Source organism: Nocardioides agri, from assembly GCF_013778305.1.
Taxonomy (GTDB): domain Bacteria; phylum Actinomycetota; class Actinomycetes; order Propionibacteriales; family Nocardioidaceae; genus Nocardioides; species Nocardioides agri.
Genome location: NZ_JACEIC010000002.1, coordinates 2395383 through 2413129, shown reverse-complemented (window position 1 = coordinate 2413129; position 17747 = coordinate 2395383). Strand labels below are relative to the sequence as shown.

Genomic DNA, 17747 nt, shown 5'->3' with positions numbered 1-17747 from the left:
CGATGCGGGTCCCGGTCTCGACGTACCGCCTGCAGATCACGCCCGACTTCGACCTGGTCGAGGCCGCGCGCCGGCTGCCCTACCTCCACGCCCTCGGCGTCGACTGGGTCTACCTCTCGCCGTTGCTGCCCTCGGAGCCGGGCAGCCAGCACGGGTACGACGTGGTCGGCTTCGACGGCGTCGACCCGCAGCGTGGCGGCGACGCCGGGCTGGCGACGCTGTCGCGGGAGGCGCACCGGCTGGGGATGGGCGTGCTCGTCGACATCGTGCCCAACCACGTCGGCGTCGCGACGCCGGCGGAGAACGCCTGGTGGTGGGACCTGCTGCGCCTGGGCCGCGAGTCGGAGCACGCGGTGGCGTTCGACGTCGACTGGGCGGCCGGCGGCGGCAAGCTGCTCATCCCGGTCGTCGGCGACGGCGACGAGGGCGCGATCCGCGTCGAGGGTGACGAGGTCCGCTACCACGACCACCGGTTCCCGATGGCGCCCGGCACGACCGCGCTCGAGGAGCAGCACTACGCGCTCGTCAGCTGGCGCGCCGCCGACGACCAGCTCAACTACCGACGGTTCTTCGCGGTCAACACGCTCGCCGCCGTGCGGGTCGAGGACCCGGAGGTGTTTGCCCGCACCCACGCGGAGGTCCGGCGCTGGTTCGAGGCCGGCCTCGTCGACGGGCTGCGCGTCGACCACCCCGACGGGCTGCGCTTCCCGGGCCGCTACCTCGACGACCTGGCCGACCTGACGAACGACGCCTACGTGCTGGTCGAGAAGATCCTCGAGCCCGGCGAGACGCTCCCGTCCTCCTGGGCGACGGCCGGCACGACCGGCTACGACGCGCTCGCGCTCGTCGACCGGGTGCTCACGGACCCGGCCGGGGAGAAGCCGCTCGACGAGCTCGAGACGCGCCTGCGGGGCGGGCCGGTCGACTGGGCGGTGATGGTGCACGACAGCAAGCGGGCCGTCGCCGACGGCATCCTGCAGGCGGAGGTCCGGCGGATCGTCCGCGAGCTGCCCGCCCCCGTCCCGGACGCCGAGGACGCGGTCGCCGAGCTGCTCGCGTGCTTCCCCGTCTACCGCTCCTACCTGCCCGAGGGGCGCGACCACCTCGGGATCGCCCTCGCCCGGGCTCGCCGGGCGCGGCCGGACCTGGCGGCGGCGTACGACGCGCTCGAGCCGGTGCTCGCGGACCCCTGGGCCGCCGCGGCGCGCCGCTTCCAGCAGACGTCCGGCATGGTGATGGCCAAGGGCGTGGAGGACTGCTCCTTCTACCGCTGGTCGCGGCTGACCTCGCTCAACGAGGTGGGCGGCGACCCTGCCGTCTTCGCGGTCGGGGTCGAGGAGTTCCACGACGCGATGGCGCGGCGCCAGCGCGAGCGGCCGCACGCGATGACGACGCTGTCGACCCACGACACCAAGCGCGGCGAGGACGTGCGCGCCCGGATCGCCGTGCTCGCCGAGATCCCCGACGTCTGGGCCGCCTCGCTCGACGAGCTGCTGCGGCTCGCGCCGCTGCCCGACCCCGGGTTCGGCGCCCTGCTGTGGCAGGCGGTGCTCGGTGCCTGGACGCCCAACCACCTCCCCGACCTGCGCGAGCGCCTGCACGGGTACGCCGAGAAGGCGATGCGCGAGGCCGGCGACCGCACCACGTGGACGGCGCCGGACGCGGCGTACGAGGCGGAGGTGCACGCGGCCGTCGACGCCGTGTTCGACTCCCCCGACGTGCGGCGGGTCCTGGCCGAGCTGTGCGGCCACGTCGACGAGCCCGGGCGGTCCAACTCGCTCGCGGCCAAGCTCCTCGCGCTCACGATGCCCGGCGTGCCGGACGTCTACCAGGGCAGCGAGCTCTGGGAGACCTCGCTCGTCGACCCCGACAACCGCCGTCCGGTCGCCTTCGACCACCGCGCGGCGGTGCTCGCCGGCGACGCCGAGGACGACGCGGTGACCAAGCTGCACGTGACCTGCTCGGCGCTGACGCTGCGCCGCGACCGACCCGAGCTCTTCCTCTCCTACGCGCCGGTGACCGCGACGGGGCCGGCGGCCGACCACGTGCTGGCCTTCGACCGGGGCGGCGCGATCACGGTCGTCACCCGGCTGCCGGTCGGCCTCGGCGCCGCCGGCGGCTGGCGCGACACCGCGCTCGACCTGCCGCCGGGCACGTGGCACGACGTCCTGACCGGCACCAGCACGACCGGTCGGCTCGCCGACCTGCTGGCGGTGCACCCCGTCGCCCTGCTGGTCCAGGAGGGGTCGTGACGCCCCGGGGACCCTTCGACGTCTGGGCTCCCCGCCCCCAGCGGGTGCGGCTGGTCTGCGACGACGACGCGGGCAGGTCGGTCGTCGAGATGGCACGTGGCGACGACGACTGGTGGACGCCGGCCGAGCCGTTGCCGCCGGCGGCCGAGCACGACGACGTCGACTACGGCTACCTGATCGACGACAACCCGACACCCCGCCCGGATCCGCGGTCCCGTCGTCAGCCCGCCGGCGTGCACGAGCTGTCCCGGCTCGACCGGTCGTCGTTCGCCTGGACCGACGGCGACTGGACCGGCCGGCAGCTCGCCGGCTCGGTCGTCTACGAGCTGCACGTCGGCACGTTCACCCCGGAGGGCACCTTCGACGCCGCGCTCGGCAGGCTCGACCACCTCCGGGACCTCGGCGTCGACCTGGTCGAGGTGATGCCGGTCAACGCGTTCAACGGGACGCACAACTGGGGCTACGACGGCGTCGGCTGGTTCGCCGTCCACGAGGGCTACGGCGGCCCCGAGGGCTACCGGCGGTTCGTCGACGGCTGCCACGCGGCGGGGCTCGGCGTGATCCAGGACGTGGTCTACAACCACCTCGGGCCGTCGGGCAACTACCTGCCGGAGTTCGCGCCGTACCTCAAGTCGGGCGCCAACACCTGGGGCGACTTCCTCAACCTCGACGGCCCCGGGTCCGACGAGGTGCGCCGCTACGTCCTGGACAACGTGCGCATGTGGCTGTCGGACTACCACGTCGACGGGTTGCGGCTCGACGCCGTGCACGCGCTCAACGACGCCAGCCACCAGCACCTGCTCGAGGAGATGGCGATCGAGGTCGCGGCCCTGTCCGCGCACCTGCGCCGGCCGCTCACGCTGATCGCCGAGTCCGACCTCAACGACCCGCGGCTGATCCGGCCGCGGGAGGCGGGCGGCTACGGCCTGGACGCCCAGTGGAGCGACGACTTCCACCACGCGGTCCACGTCGCGCTGACCGGTGAGACCGACGGCTACTACGCGGACTTCGAGCCGCTCTCGGCGCTGGTGAAGGTGTGCGAGCAGGGCTTCTTCCACGACGGCACCTACTCGTCGTTCCGGGGCCGCGACCACGGCCGGCCGATCGACCGGGCGGCGACGCCGACCTGGCGGCTGGTGGTGTGCAGCCAGAACCACGACCAGATCGGCAACCGGGCACGCGGCGACCGGGTCACCGAGGTGCTCGACGACGACCAGCTCGGGTGCGCGGCGATGCTGACGCTGCTCGGCCCGTTCACGCCGATGCTGTTCATGGGCGAGGAGTGGGCGGCCTCGACGCCGTTCCAGTTCTTCACCTCGCACCCCGAGCCGGAGCTCGGCACGGCGACGGCCGAGGGCCGGATCAAGGAGTTCGAGCGCATGGGCTGGGACCCCGCGGTCGTCCCCGACCCCCAGGACCCCGAGACCTTCGCCCGCTCCAAGCTCGACTGGGCGGAGGCCGAGCACGGCCGCCATGCCCGGCTGCTCGACCTCTACCGACGGCTCGGCCGGCTGCGCCGGGAGCGGCCCGAGGCGACCGACCCCGCGTTCGGCTCGGTGCGGTGCACCGCCGACGACGAGACCCGGCTCTTCACCCTCCGTCGTGGCGACCTGCTCGTCGCGCTCAACCTCGGGACCGATCAGGTCGAGGTCGACGTGGACGGCGAGCTGCTGGTCGAGACGGGCGGCGGCGCGACGATGACGGGCGGCAGGCTGCGCCTGCCGCCCCACGTCGGCGCCGTGGTGGGCCTCAGCCCAGCGAGTTGAGGTCGACGACCTCGTCGTCGGCCGGCGCCTCGACCTCGAACTCCTCGTCGAAGGCGGAGAACGTCACGCTGCCCTGCTCGTCACCCTCCGTGCGCTCGACCTTGACGAGGTAGTGCGGGTCGTCGGTGAGCACGTAGCCGATCGAGGGACCGTCCTCCGGGTCGTTGTTCTCGACCTTCACGACGTCGTCGCCGTCCACCTCGTCGGTGCCGACCGTCTTGTAGGTCGAGCCGTCCTCCTCGTCCTTGAGGAGCTCGTCGAGCAGCTTGTCCACGTCGCAGAACTGGTTGAACGAGTCCTCGTCGGCGCCGATGACGACCCACTTGTCACCCACCACGGACAGGATCTGGTCGGCGCTCTCGCCGCCGAAGGAGCGCCAGAACGCCTCGTCCGGACGCATCCACGTCTCCCCGTCCACGCCGAGCAGCTCCGCCGTGCCCTCGTCGACGCCGATCGAGCCGGTGCAGTCACCGCCGGAGTTGGACTGCATGTCGATGGTGATCTCCTGGTCGTCACTGGTGACCGTGCCGGAGACCTTGACCGACTCGAGGCCCTTCATGTCCGACTTCGACGACTTGACGATGTCGTCGGCCGACTTCTCCGCGAAGTCGCTGCCGCCACCACCGCAGCCCGTCAGGGTGGCCGCGCCGAGTCCGAGCGCCACCAGTGCCATGCCCACCTTGGTCGTCATGCCTCGACCCTCCCATTCACGCTCGCGGGCTGGCTAGGCGCGGTCCGCGCCCGCGGACGGCACGTGGAGGACGTCACACCGCGGCCGGCGCCTCCGCCGGCGCCGGCGCCGGCTCGCCCTCGCGGATCCCGTACCGCTGCCACCAGCGCAGCATCGGCCCGGGCGCCCACCAGTTCCAGCGACCGAGGAGCTTCATCGTCGCGGGCACCAGCACGGCGCGCACGAGCGGCGCGTCGATGAGCAGGGCGATCAGCATCCCGATGCCCAGCATCTTCATGAACACGATCCCGGAGAGGCCGAAGGCGCCGATCACCACCGCGAGCAGCAGCGCGGCACTGGTGATGATCCGCCCGGTCTTCTGCACGCCGACGACGACGGCCCGGTCGTTGTCGCCGGTCAGGTCGTACTGCTCGCGGATCCGCGAGAGGAGGAAGACCTCGTAGTCCATCGACAGCCCGAAGAGGATCGCGAGCATCAGGATCGGCATGGTCGCGTCGAGGTAGCCCTGCGAGACGAAGCCGAGCTGGTCGGCCAGGTGCCCCTCGGAGAAGATCCACGTGACCACGCCGAAGGACGCAGTGATCGAGACGAGGTTCATCACCACCGCCTTGACCGGCAGCACGACGGAGCCGAAGGCGACGAAGAGCAGGCCCAGCATCACCACGACCACGATCAGGCCCATCCAGGGCAGGTGGGCACCGACCGAGTCGATCAGGTCGACGGTGTTCGCGCTGAGGCCACCGACGAGCGCCGTCCCGGACGGCGGGTCGATCGCGCGCAGCGACGCGACGACGTCCTGCGACCCGGCGGACTGGCTGTTGCCCGCCCAGGTGGCACGCAGCAGCGTCGTGTCACCCGACCGGTCCACCGGCACGACCGAGACCACGCCGACGACCTGCTCGACGTCGCGCACGTAGGCCGCGACGTCCGGCTCCGCGGTGCCGCGCAGCAGGAGGCTGGCGGAGGACGTCTCCGCGCCGAACTCCTCGTTGAGCAGCACCTGCGCCTGGTGCGCCGGCGCGTCCTCGGGCAGCACCCGGTGGTCGACGCTCCCCCATCGGGCGCCGAGGAACGGCGAGGCGATCACGAGCAGCGCCGCGACGGTCATGACGATGACGAGGACGGGACGGCGCATCACCGCGGTCGCGAGCCGCGCCCAGCGGCCGTGCTCGTCGGCGCCCGCGACCGCCCGGTGCCGGCGCCACGGCAGCCGACCGAGGTCGATCCGGTGGCCGAGCAGGCGCAGGGTGGCGGGCAGGATCGTGAGGGCGGCGACCATCGCGACCAGCACCGCGGCGATGCCGCCGTACCCCATGCTCTTGAGGAACGCCTGGGGGAAGATCAGCAGGCTCGCGAGCGCGGCCGCGACCGTGAGGCCGGAGAACAGCACGGTCCGGCCGGCGGTCGCCATCGTGCGCCGGATGGCGATGGCGGCGGCGTCGAGGTGCTCGTCGGGCAGGAGGGCGAGCTCCTCGCGGAAGCGGCTGATCACGAACAGCGCGTAGTCGATGGCCAGGCCGATGCCCAGCAGCGAGATCACGTTGACCGCGAAGACGGAGACCTCGGTGACGCCGGTGAGCAGGCGGACGACGGCGAGCGCGCCGACCATGGCGACCACACCGACCATCGCGGGCATCAGCGCCGCGACCGCACTGCCGAAGATCAGCAGGGCGAGCAGCACGACCAGCGGCAGCGAGACCAGCTCGGCGCGCTCGAGGTCCTCCGAGGTGATCTCGTTGACGTCGTTGTAGACGGCGAAGGAGCCGGCCAAGTGGGTGTCGAGGCCCTCGGCGTGCAGGCCGGGCTCGATCTCGTCGTAGTGCCTGAGGTAGTCGTCCTGGCTCTCGCCCGCCAGGGAGATCAGGACCTGTCCGGCGTGCCCGTCCCGGGAGACCAGCCCGGCGTCCGGGGCGGCCCAGTACGGCACCACCTGCGCGGTGGCGCCGCTCGGGAGGGCGGCGACCACGTCCTCGACGGCGGCGCGGAACTGCGGGTCGTCAGCGGTGAGCTCGTCGCTGGAGTAGACGGCCACCACGTCGATCGAGCGGTTGCCGAAGGTCTCCCGCTCGGCGTCGAGCTCCCGGGCCGACTCGGACCCGTGGTCGTCGAAGCCGCCCTGGCTCAGGGAGTCGAAGACCCCGCTGCCGTACGCCGCGGCTCCCACCGTCACCAGGATCGCCGTCATCAGCACCCACACCGCCCGGCGGGCCACGAACCCGCCCCATCGCTCCAACATCGCCGTCTCCCCCGCCATTGGTGAACACCCGTCACTCTTGTGAACGGTGTAAACCGTAAACGGTGTAAACTGTGCGCGTCAACGGTCTGGTGCGAGGATCCGGCCGGAGGGGAGCGCACATGGGGACACTGCGGGAGCCGACGCGACGCGAGCGCCAGCGCGAGGCGACGTACGACGAGATCGTGCGCGCCTCCCGGCAGCTGCTCGCCGAGGGCGCCGAGCTGTCCCTGCGTGCGGTGGCGGGCCGGATGGGCGTGACCGCCCCGGCGCTCTACCGCTACGTCGCCAGCTACCAGGAGCTCGTGGACCTGGTCGCCTTCGAGATCGACAAGGCGGCGACCGAGGGCTTCCGGGCGGCGGCCGACGCGCTGCCGGAGGACGACTACGCCGGGCGGCTGCTGGTCTCGACGACGGCGTTCCGGCAGTGGGCGATCGCCAACCCCCGCGAGTTCGGGCTCGTCTTCGCCAACCCCGTCGCCGACGCCGACTGCATCCGTCGCGAGATGCTGACCCTCGCCACGTCCGGTCACCTGCTCACCGGCCAGATGCGCGCCCTGTGGCAGCACAACCACCATCCCGTGCCTGCGGTCGAGGACCTGCCGCCGTCGGTGCGCGACGCCGTCACCGACCCGCTCATCCCCGCCGAGACCGAGGGGCTCGCGCCCGACGAGCGCGGGCTGATCTGGGTCTACATGCAGGGCTGGACGCAGCTCTACGGCGTGGTCGCCCTCGAGGTGTTCGGCCACATGGACCCGCGGGTCATCGCGTCCGGCGAGATGTTCATCGACACGCTCCGCAACTTCGTGCCGCGCATCGGGCTCGCCGACGACTGGCCCCGGCTCGAGGCGATGGTGCGCGCGCTGCTCGCGCAGCCGGTCACCGCAGCAGCTGGCTGACCCACTCGGGGACCAGCGACGAGGCGGCCCCGTGGCGGGCCTCGTCGAAGTGGTGCGTCCCGGCGCTCGGGTCGAGGTTGAGCTCGAGCGTGCGGGCGCCACCGGCGGCGGCATGCCGCACGAACCCGGCGGCCGGGTAGACGGCTCCCGACGTGCCGATCGAGACGAAGAGGTCGGCGTCGTCGAGGGCCTCGAAGATCAGGTCCAGGTCGTAGGGCATCTCCCCGAACCACACGACGTCGGGTCGCAGGGCGCTGGCCCGGCACACCGGACACGGCGGCTCGTGCCCCAGGTCGCCGTGCCACTCGACCCGCGCGTCGCAGGAGACGCACCGCGCCGCCCGCAACCTGCCGTGCATGTGCACGACCCGCGTCGAGCCGCCGCGCTCGTGGAGGTCGTCGATGTTCTGGGTCACGACGAGCAGGTCGTCCCTGAGCGCCTGCTCCAGCCGGGCGAGGGCTCGGTGCGCCGGGTTGGGATCGACGCCGGCGAGCGCCGCGCGGCGGGCGTCGTAGAAGCGGTGGACGACGGCCGGCTGGTGGGCGAACGCCTCGGGGGTCGCGACGTCCTCGACGCGGTGGCCCTCCCACAGCCCGTCGGCGTCCCGGAACGTCGGGACCCCGCTCTCCGCCGAGACGCCGGCGCCGGTGAGCACGACGATCCGGGTCATCGGCGCGGCTCGGCGTAGAGCGTGACGGCGTACCCGTCCGCTGGGTCGAACGCCTGGTGGTCCCAGGTGCCGTAGCGGACCACCGCGTCCATGCCGAGCACGCCGAACGCCGCGTCCACGTCGGCGAGCGCGGTCGGCGGGCAGTCGCCCGGCAGGTGCGCCGCGTCGAGACCGAACCCGCACACGACCACGCCGCCCGGCGTGACGTGCGCACCGAGCCGCTCGCAGGCGTCCAGCAGCGTCCCCGGGTCCAGCAGCGGGATCGTGTTGCCGGCCACGAGCACCACGTCGAAGGTCTCGCCGAGGTCGAGCCGCGCGAGGTCGGCGCGCCGCCAGTCGAGGTCGGGCGCCTCGGCCCGCGCGACCTCCAGCATGGACCCGTCGAGGTCGACCCCGACGACGGCGTACCCCAGCTCCGCCAGGCGGACGGCGACCCGGCCGGTGCCGCAGCCCGCGTCCAGCACCCGCGCCGGCGGGTCGACCAGGTCGGCCACGAAGGCCGCCTCCCCGTGCGCGTCCTCGCCGCGCGCGGCCATCGCGCGGAAGCGCTCGGCGTACCGCTGCGCGTAGTCGTCACCGACGGTCTCGCGGGCGATCCGCTCCCACCGCGTGCTCATCTCGGCAGCGACTTCCGGGTGGCCTGGGCCTTGAACTCGTCCATGAACAGACGATGGATCCTGTCGCTGTCGAGCGTGCCGCCGACGGCCCGGAGGTCACCCCGGGCGAGCCGCTCGCAGACCCGCACCCAGGCCTGGCCGATCGCGTAGGTGAAGGTGCTCGCGATCGTCGCGTTGATCGTGCCGGCGACGGCGGTGCCCGCGCCCGGGACGAACTTGAGCAGGTTGCCGACGACCGACCGGCCCGCCGTCGTCGCGGCGGCGGTGGCGGCCATCGACGCCGCCGTCGAGCGCTCCACGGAGATCCCGTAGGTGACCGCGATCGACGCCATCATCCCGAGCTGGATGGGGACGAGGATGGCGGCGTCGGAGAAGGGGATGGGGGAGGCTCCGGCGGCGGCTGCTGCCCCCGTCGCCACCTTGATCGCTCCTTCCGCCCGCTCCCGCTTGCGGTCGAAGTCGATCTGCTGCGCCGCCGTGATCGCGTGGGCCACGCCCGAGGGCGCGCCGCGAAAGGTGGCATCGAGGAGCCCCTGCAGTCCGTACGCCGCCTGTCCGGTGAACTCGTCGGCCTTGGCCATCGTGTAGTGGATCAGGCCGTCCTGGATCGGCAGGTCCATGGCCGCGATGCTGGCCGCCAGCGCCTCGGCGTCGGGATGCACCTTGCCCCGGGACGTCGGCACCTGGGTGAGCACCATGACCACCGGCAGGCCCATCGCGTGCAGCGCGCGGACGAAGTCCGCCTCGCTGGGCTCGAAGCGGCGGTCACCGGCCCGGACGCAGTACCAGGCGACGTGCACCTGCTCGGGAAGCGGCCGGCGGCGCATCCCGTGGAGGTAGTCGTCGAGCTCCGCGATGAGCGTCGCGTTGTCCTTGCCGACCTCGAGGCCGCGGGTGTCGAGCACGCCGAGGGTGCCGCTCTGGTGGAGGTAGAGGTGCGCGGCCCGGGTGACCGGCTCACCGATCCCGGTCGCGGCGATCTCCTCGCCGAAGATCGCGTTGACGAGCGTGCTCTTGCCGACGCCGGTCTTGCCGAAGATGGCGAGGTTGAAGCGGCCGATCTCCTCCGCCTTGTCCTTCCACGCCTTCCCGAAGGCCTGGCCGAACCACGCGTCCGTGGGCTTCGCCATGCACCCAGCGTCTCAGAAGCCGCAACAGCCGATCACGGTGACGCGTCGACCGCGGGCTCCTGGACGGGGGTCGGCGTCTCCGCGGTCGTCGGACTCGGAGTGGTCGTCACGGACGGCGTCGGCGTGGGCGTGGTCGTGGGGGTCTCGGTGGGCGTCGGGCTGGGCGTCGCGGTCTCACTCGGGGACGGCGACTCGCTCGGGCTCGGCGCCGGCGGGTCCTCGTGCTGGGCCGGCTCGTCCACGACGTTGCTGATCGTCGTGCCGCCGTCCTCGGCCGACCCACCCGTGAATGACGCGACGGAGCGGCCGGCGGCCAGCTCGAAGAGCGTGATGATGCCGAGCGTCACGACGAAGAGCGTCGCGCTGACCAGCGCGATCCGCCCCCAGCGCAGGCGCCCGACCCGTTCGCGCCAGCCGGTCGCCGGCGCGGCCTCGGCGGCTCCCCGCTCCGAGGTCGGCTCGGCCGCGTGCCGGCCGGCGTACGCGGGGTCCGCGACCGGCTGCGTCGTCGTCTCGCCGCGCCGGTTGCCCGAGAGGCCACGGGTGAAGAGCGCGCTGCCGACGGTGACCACCAGGCTGCCGATCGCGGCGCCGATGATCGTGCCGGCGGCACCGAGGGTGGAGAGCAGGATGGCGGAGGCCACCGCAGCGAGCGCGCCCGCGATGGCCCGGGTCCAGTCGATCTCGACCTTCGTGCCCGCGTCGTCCGGAGCCATCGGTCCGGGTCAGGCCACGGCCGCGCGGACCTTCTCGATCATGTCCTTCTCGCGCTGACTGACCAGCTCGGCCTTGAAGCCCATGAAGCCGCCCTCCTTCGCGGCGTTCGCTGCCGCCTCGGCGGTGCTGACCAGCCAGCTCGCGAAGGCGTCCGCCTCCTCGGCCGTCGCCTTCTCACGCACGATCGCGCAGACGCCGGTGAGCTCTTGGAGGACCTGCTCGCCCGGCGGCACGTCTCCGGTGGGCTTGTAGCCCTTGACCGGGTTGTGGCGCTGCTGGACCTGGGCCTGGATGTCGAGCGCGACCTCGGTCACGAGCTGCTCGCGGCTCGGCGGGCTGGTCGCGGACTTGATCGAGGCCATCGACTCCTTGGCGGCCTCGATCGGGCCGCCCGGGTCGGCGAGGGAGATCGCCATGCCGGCTACGAACGGCGCCCGGACGACCCGCACCCACTCGTCCTCGGTGAAGTCGGCCTTGGTGGTCATCGTGATCCCTTCGGTCGAGTGCTGGGACCACATCCTCATCACGCCGGTCCGGCGGGCGCAAGGCTCCCGATGAGGTCGGCGAGACGCGAGCGGGTGCGCATGTTCGGGAGGCTGAAGGCATCGGCGAGGTCGCGCGCCTCCTCCGGCCCGACGCCCGCGAACGCACGGGCGTAGTCGTCGACCATCGCCTCGGCGAGCAGGACGTGGCGGACGTGGCCGTGGATCCATCGCCGTGCTCCCCACGGGTACGGCGCGAAGTCCGGGAACTCCCTGGCGACGAGCTGCTCGATCGGGTCGAGGACGTCACGGACCCCGGCGTCCGTCGATCCCCAGGCGTCGACGCCGAGCCGCGCCTTCTTCTCGAGCACCGGTGCGATCCGCTTCAGGTACGACGAGTCCGGATCGGCGTACACGAGGCCCTGCAGCCCGATGTCCTTGTAGGTCCACAGCGCCCAGCTCGCACCGTGCCGGTCGTAGATCTCGAGCTGGTCCTCGAGCAGCCGGTACCGCTGCTCGTCCAGGTCCGGATCGCCGGTGTAGACGGGGCCGAACTCACCGACCCAGATCGGCGTGCCCGTCTCCCGCATGTAGGAGGTCCGAGCCAGGAACGTCTCCTCGACGCGGTCCCGGTCGACGTACTCGCCCCGGGACTCGCCGGGGTAGGGACCGCCGTCGACGAACCCCGGGAGCGCGTAGTCGTGCGCGGTGTAGACGCAGTTGGGGAGCGGGTCTCCGAGGTGGTCGAACTGCGTCGAGTACCGATCACCGTCGAGGAAGAGGACGTGCTCGGGATCCACGGCCCGGATCGCTGCCTCGAGACGGCGGTAGAACGGCGCCAGCGAGTCGCCGTGCACGTCCGCCGGCTCGTTGACGGGGTTGTAGCCAGCGACCCACGCGTTGCCCCGGTAGCGGTCGGCGATCCGCTCCCACAGCGCCACGACGCGGTCCTGGAACTGCCGATGCGACCAGAAGTGCGCCCACTGCGTCGGGTTGTCCGAGTGCCAGTGCTGGTTCTGGCCGCCCGGCACGGCGTGCAGGTCCAGGATCGTGAAGATGCCGTGGCGCGCGCACGCATCGATCACCCCGTCCAGCAGCGTGAAGCCCGCCTCCTTGATCTCGCCCGGGCGGTCGTCGTCCTCGAAGTGGCGGTAGCTGAACGGGATCCGCAGGGAGTTCACGCCGAGCGAGCTCAGGTACGCCGCATCGGCGTCGGTGAAGAACACCTCCAGGAGCCGGTCGAAGAACGCGGCGGCCGCCGCCGGCCCGAGCACGCGGCCCAGGGCCCGTCTCATCTGCGACTCCGACCCGGCGTAGCCGGTGATGAAGTTCTCCATGTTCATCCACCCGCCGAGCCCGAAGCCGCGCAGGACCACCGGCTCGCCGTCCGACACGAGCCGGGTCCCGTCGACGCGCAGCGGAGTCACGCCGTGGCCTCGCGGCTCTCGACGAGGGTGATCGCGGTCCACGACACCGGAGGAAGCGTGACCCGCACGACGCCCCCGTCGAGCCGCGCGGTGGCGTTGGGCTCGACCCGGACCCGCTCCTGGTCGGTCAGCGTGTTCGCAGCGTGCGGGTCCTCGTCGTGGAGCGTCTGAGCGCTCCCGATCGTCACCTTCCCGAGGTGGGACGCGTCGATCTCGAGACCGACCTCGTCGGTCTGGCTCCGGTTCACCGCGAAGACCGCGGTGGCTCCGGCGTCCGCGTCGTGGGTGGCGACCGCGTCGACGACGGGCACGTCTCCGTAGAGCGTGGTGTGGTAGGTGCGGCAGTCGAGCTTGAGCTCCAGGGTGCTGCCGCGCGCCAGCGACGAGGTGAGCGCGAACGGGAAGAACGTGGTCTGGCGCCAGGCGTCCCCGCCGGGCTCGGTCATGATCGGGGCGATCACGTTCACGAGCTGCGCGAGGCTGGCCGAGGTCACCCGATCCGCGTGCCGGAGCAGCGAGATGAGCAGGCTGCCGAAGACGACGGCGTCCATGACGGTGTAGACGTCCTCGAGGAGCCGTGGCGCGACCGGCCAGGTCTCGACGTCGGTGATCCGGTCGACGTCGTGGTAGCGGGACTGGTACCAGACGTTCCACTCGTCGAACGAGACGTACATCGTCTTCGTGCTGCGCCGGATCGCCTTGACGTGGTCGGCGGTCGCGACGACCGAGTCGATGAATCGGTCCATGTCGACCGCCGAGGCCAGGAAGCTCCCGTAGTCGCCGGCCAACGGCTCGTAGTAGGCGTGGCACGAGATGTAGTCCACGTCGTCGTAGGTCTCCTCGAGCACGACGCGCTCCCACTCCCCGAACGTCGGCATGGCCGCACTGGAGCTGCCGCACACGACGAGCTCGAGGTCGGGGTCGAGCTGCCGCATCGCGCGCGCGGTCTTCGAGGCCAGCTGCGCGTAGCTCTTGGCGGTGCCGTGGCCCAGCTGCCACGGACCGTCCATCTCGTTCCCGAGGCACCACATCCGGATCGAGTGCGGCTCCGGGGACCCGTGCGCTGCGCGCAGGTCCGACAGCGCCGTCCCGGAGCGGACGTTGGCGTACTCGAGGACGTCGAGCGCCTCCTGCAGGCCGCGCGTGCCGAGGTTGACGGCGTACATGAGCTCGCAGTCGACCTTCGTCAGCCACCGCGCGAACTCGTTGAGGCCGACCTCGTTCGTCTCGGTCGAGTGCCACGCGAGGTCGAGCCGCCGCGGCCGCTGGTCCACCGGTCCGACCCCGTCCTCCCACCGGTAGCCGGAGACGAAGTTGCCGCCCGGGTAGCGGATGGCGGTCACGCCGAGCTCGCGCACGAGCGCCACGACGTCCTTGCGACAGCCGTCCTCGTCCGCAGTGGGATGCGTGGGCTCGAAGATGCCGTCGTACACGCATCGGCCCAGGTGCTCGACGAACGAGCCGAACAGGCGCCGGTTGACGGGGCCCACGACGAAGTGGGGATCGATGGTCAGGTGCGCAGGAATCATGGGTCCTCGGTCGGATCGTGGTGCGGACGAGGGGTCTACTTGAGGCTGCCCAGGGAGAGGCCGCCCTGCCAGTAGCGCTGGAGCGCGAGGAACGCGACGATCAGCGGGATCACCGAGACCAGGGAGCCGAGGATGATGATGCTCCACAGGCTCTGTCCTCCTGCGGCGCCGTACGTCGACGCCGTGGACTGCCAGAGCCCGATCCCCACGGTCACCGGGAAGAGGCGGTTGTCGGACAGCATCGCGAGCGGCAGGAAGTAGTTGTTCCACGACGAGACGATCGACAGCAGCAGCACGGTCACGATCGCGGGGCGCATGAGCGGCAGCGCGACCTGGAGGAACGTCCTGAACTCGCCCGCGCCGTCCACGCGCGCGGCGTCCAGGAGCTCGTCCGGCACCGCCTCGCGAGCGTAGACGTTCATCAGGTAGACGCCGAACGGGTTGAGCAAGGTCGGGAGGATCACCGCCCAGATCGTGTTCGTCAGTCCGATCCGGGAGAACAGGATGAACGTCGGGATCACGAGCGCGGTCGTCGGCACCATCACCGCGCCGAGCAGGATGGCGAAGGCGAGCCGGCGGCCCGCGAACCGGTACTTCGCGAACCCGTAGCCGGCGAGCACGGCCAGGATCGTCGCCCCGATGCCGCCCACGAACGCGTAGAGCGCCGAGTTGAGCAGCCACCTCGCGTAGATGCCACCGCCGTAGGTGAACAGGTCCTTCAGGTTCTCCACGTAGTTGACGTCGTCGGCGAACCACAGGGCGTTGCCGCCGCCGAAGAGCCCCGCCGAGCTCTTCGAGCTGTTGACGATCACCCACCAGAAGGGGATGAGGAAGTAGACGACCAGGAAGACCAGCAGGATCTGCAACGGCAGGTACTTCGGCCGGCGCGGCCGGCGGCCGGCGGACGCGACGGGCGCGGTCATGACAGGAAGCTCCCTCGCTTGCGGGTGGCGAACAGGAAGACGTAGACGCAGACGAACACGACCGCACCCAGGGCGAAGGAGATCGCCGAGCCGTAGTTGTAGTTGGCCAGGCTGAACGCCTGCTGGTAGGCGTACATGTTCGGGGTGAAGTCGTCGGGGATGGCCCCGGCCGCGAGCTGCTGGAGGATCTTGGGCTCGTTGAAGAACTGGAGGGTCCCGATGAGCGCGAACACCAGGATCAGCACCAGAGCACGGCTCAGGAGCGGGATCTTGATCCGGAGGGCGATCTGCCACTGCGAGGCGCCGTCGATGCGCGCCGCCTCGTAGAGCTCCGGGTCGATGCCCTGGAGCGCCGCGTACAGGATGATCATGTAGTAGCCGACCCACTGCCACGTGACCACGTTGACCAGGCCCCAGAAGATGAGGTCCGAGCTGAGGAAGTCGGGGCCGGTGGCGCCGAACGCGCCGAACACGTCGGCGATCGGACCGAAGTTCTTGCTGTAGAGGAAGCCCCACATCAGGGCGCCGATGACGGCCGGGATCGCGTAGGGCATGAAGATCATCAGCCGCGAGAACCGCGCGAGGCGGTTCACGAGCACGTCGATCATCAGCGCGACCGCCAGCGAGATGGCCATCTGGAACGGGATGAGCACCAACGAGAACTTGATGACGAACCAGACCCCGCTGACGAACGACGGATCGTCGAAGGCCTTGGTGTAGTTGCCGAACCAGACGAACTGGGTCCCCCCGATCAGCGTCTTGCGGAACGTGCTGAGGTACAGCGCGTAGCCGAGCGGCAGCACCAGCATCGCCAAGAAGACGAGCCCGAAGGGCCCGACGAAGAGCCATCCGGTGATGTTCTGGCGCGCGGTCGGGGACCGGAAGCGCTTCGGTCGCGCCGGGGAAGCTGTGGCTTCGGCGTCCATGAGGTCTCCAGATCGGGAGAGGTGAGGCTGGCCGGTCCGGAGGTCGCGGCCCGGCCAGCCAGCCCGTGCGTCGGTCACCTACTTGACGGTGAACCCCTGGTCCTTCGCGTACCCCTCGACATCCTGCTGGAGGGCGTCAGCCGCCTCGGACCCGGTCGCCGACCCGTCGTTGATCTTCGCGATCTGCTTCGTGAAGGCGGTGTAGTAGTACTGACCGATCGGCGTGTAGGTCATGCCCTGGTAGCCGTTGGCGGCGGGGATGTAGACCTCCTTGTTCGACTGTTGGCCGTCGAAGAAGGGGACCTTGAGGTTGATGAACTCCGGGTCGTTCAGGGCGTCCACGTTGAGCGGGAAGATGATCTGGTTCGCCCAGCCGTCCTTGAGCGACTCGGCGTCGGCGTAGACACCGAACGCGACCTTGGCGGCCAGATCCTTGTCCTTCGCCTGCTCGGTCACCGAGAAGGCGGAGCCACCCCAGTTGACCTGCACCGGGTTGCTCGGGTCCCACTGCGGCATGGGAGCGGTGGCCCACACCTTCGCGTCCGCACCCTCGCCCACGCCGGCTCCCTGCAGGTAGCCGGGCGCCCACGCGGCGGAGAGGTACGTGGCGTACTTCCCGCCGATGACGCCGGAGATGTACTCCGGGGTGAACTGGTCCTGGGTGCCGACGAGGCCCTTCTGCGTCAGGCCGGCCCAGTAGTCCAGCACCTTCTTGACCTCGTCGCTGTCCAGGTCGATGCCGATCTCGCCACCGTCCGAGCTCGAGTAGGTGAACGGCTCCGCGCCGTTCTGGTAGAGCAGCGCCGTGACGTAGGCAGGCTGGTTGGCCGCGAAGTCACCGAAGAGCGGGCCGCCGGCGTCCTTGACCTTCTGCGCCGCCGCCTCGTACTCGTCCCACGTCTTCGGCGGGGTGATCTTGTACTTGTCGAAGACGTCCTTGCGGTAGATCATCCCCATCGGTCCGCCGTCGACCGGAGCGCCGTAGACGCCGTCGCCGACCGAGACGTCCTTCCAGGCCCCGTCGCTGAAGTTCGCCTTCACGTCCTCGTAGCCGAGGTCCTTGAGGTCGACCAGCGCGTCCTGCGCCTGGAAGGTCGGGATCCGGTCGGCCTCCAGCATCACGACGTCGGGCGCTCCCTTGCCGGCCGCGACGGCGGTCTGGAACTTGTCGTACTCGTCGCCGCCCGCGCCGGCGTTGGTCCAGCAGACCTGGACGTCGTCGTGCTGGGTGTTGAAGTTGTCGACGACCTTCTGCATGTTCGGGTACCAGGCCCACATCGTGACGACCGGTGCCTGCTTGTTCTTGATGGTGTTGGTGCAGTTGGCGGACTTGTTGGCGCTGCTCGCGTCGTCGTCGCCTCCGCCGCATCCCGAGAGGGGGGCGAGGAGCGCGACCGAGGCCGTGGCGGCGGCGAGGGCTGATCTCGTCTTCACTGGACTGTCCCTTCGGAGGCGGACGGGCGGTTCTACAACGTTGTAGTACAA

The 17747-nt window shown here is 71.1% G+C and carries 15 protein-coding genes; 3 read left to right on the top strand and 12 right to left on the bottom strand.

What is annotated here, in order from left to right; genetic code table 11:
- The first annotated feature begins 2 nt into the window (after window positions 1–2).
- Both treY and treZ read left to right on the top strand, forming a co-directional pair.
- Entirely contained in the window at window positions 3–2252 is a 2250-nt protein-coding gene (treY, locus tag HZF07_RS16205; protein WP_157342999.1) for a malto-oligosyltrehalose synthase, read from the top strand.
- Complete coding sequence (treZ, locus tag HZF07_RS16200; RefSeq protein WP_181645273.1) at window positions 2249–4018, top strand: malto-oligosyltrehalose trehalohydrolase; 1770 nt, start codon at window positions 2249–2251, stop codon at window positions 4016–4018. The genes treY and treZ overlap by 4 nt, the downstream gene beginning before the upstream one ends.
- On the opposite strand, the gene HZF07_RS16195 is transcribed toward treZ, so the two are convergent.
- Window positions 4002–4709 carry a hypothetical protein gene (locus tag HZF07_RS16195; RefSeq protein WP_157342997.1) on the bottom strand — a complete coding sequence of 236 codons (708 nt, stop codon included), beginning with the start codon at window positions 4707–4709 and terminating at the stop codon, window positions 4002–4004. The two genes, treZ and HZF07_RS16195, sit on opposite strands and share 17 nt — an antisense overlap.
- A 73-nt stretch (window positions 4710–4782) precedes the next feature.
- Complete coding sequence (locus tag HZF07_RS16190) at window positions 4783–6945, bottom strand: MMPL family transporter (RefSeq protein ID WP_181645272.1); 2163 nt, start codon at window positions 6943–6945, stop codon at window positions 4783–4785.
- Window positions 6946–7064: 119 nt separating this feature from the next.
- On the opposite strand from HZF07_RS16190, the gene HZF07_RS16185 reads away from it, so the two are divergent.
- Window positions 7065–7841 carry a TetR/AcrR family transcriptional regulator gene (locus HZF07_RS16185; protein WP_157342992.1) on the top strand — a complete coding sequence of 259 codons (777 nt, stop codon included), beginning with the start codon at window positions 7065–7067 and terminating at the stop codon, window positions 7839–7841.
- Here HZF07_RS16185 and HZF07_RS16180 read toward each other — a convergent pair.
- From HZF07_RS16180 to HZF07_RS16135, 10 genes are all read right to left on the bottom strand, one after another.
- A complete protein-coding gene (locus HZF07_RS16180; RefSeq protein WP_157342990.1) occupies window positions 7822–8511 on the bottom strand; it encodes an NAD-dependent deacylase in 690 nt (229 codons plus the stop codon). The two genes, HZF07_RS16185 and HZF07_RS16180, sit on opposite strands and share 20 nt — an antisense overlap.
- Window positions 8508–9128, bottom strand: a complete 621-nt coding sequence (locus HZF07_RS16175) for a class I SAM-dependent methyltransferase (RefSeq protein WP_157342988.1) — start codon at window positions 9126–9128, stop codon at window positions 8508–8510. Before HZF07_RS16175 ends, HZF07_RS16180 begins: the two co-directional genes overlap by 4 nt.
- The gene (locus HZF07_RS16170; protein WP_157342986.1) at window positions 9125–10258 is read right to left on the bottom strand and encodes a GTPase family protein; all 1134 of its coding nucleotides are present in this window, start codon (window positions 10256–10258) and stop codon (window positions 9125–9127) included. The genes HZF07_RS16175 and HZF07_RS16170 overlap by 4 nt, the downstream gene beginning before the upstream one ends.
- A 32-nt stretch (window positions 10259–10290) precedes the next feature.
- Window positions 10291–10974, bottom strand: a complete 684-nt coding sequence (locus HZF07_RS16165; RefSeq protein ID WP_157342984.1) for a hypothetical protein — start codon at window positions 10972–10974, stop codon at window positions 10291–10293.
- A 9-nt stretch (window positions 10975–10983) separates the two neighbouring features.
- A complete protein-coding gene (locus HZF07_RS16160) occupies window positions 10984–11460 on the bottom strand; it encodes a hypothetical protein (RefSeq protein WP_157342982.1) in 477 nt (158 codons plus the stop codon).
- Window positions 11461–11498: 38 nt separating this feature from the next.
- Window positions 11499–12884, bottom strand: a complete 1386-nt coding sequence (locus HZF07_RS16155) for a glycoside hydrolase family 5 protein (RefSeq protein ID WP_309504791.1) — start codon at window positions 12882–12884, stop codon at window positions 11499–11501.
- A complete protein-coding gene (gene arfA / locus HZF07_RS16150) occupies window positions 12881–14413 on the bottom strand; it encodes an arabinosylfuranosidase ArfA (RefSeq protein WP_157342980.1) in 1533 nt (510 codons plus the stop codon). The genes HZF07_RS16155 and arfA overlap by 4 nt, the downstream gene beginning before the upstream one ends.
- 35 nt (window positions 14414–14448) lie before the next feature.
- Window positions 14449–15336, bottom strand: a complete 888-nt coding sequence (locus tag HZF07_RS16145; RefSeq protein WP_157342978.1) for a carbohydrate ABC transporter permease — start codon at window positions 15334–15336, stop codon at window positions 14449–14451.
- Window positions 15333–16262 (bottom strand): carbohydrate ABC transporter permease, encoded by a 930-nt coding sequence (locus HZF07_RS16140; RefSeq protein WP_157342976.1) that lies wholly within the window; start codon window positions 16260–16262, stop codon window positions 15333–15335. Before HZF07_RS16140 ends, HZF07_RS16145 begins: the two co-directional genes overlap by 4 nt.
- 78 nt (window positions 16263–16340) lie before the next feature.
- Window positions 16341–17696: an ABC transporter substrate-binding protein gene (locus HZF07_RS16135; RefSeq protein WP_181645271.1), complete on the bottom strand. Its 1356-nt coding sequence runs from the start codon at window positions 17694–17696 to the stop codon at window positions 16341–16343.
- Window positions 17697–17747 lie beyond the last annotated feature (51 nt).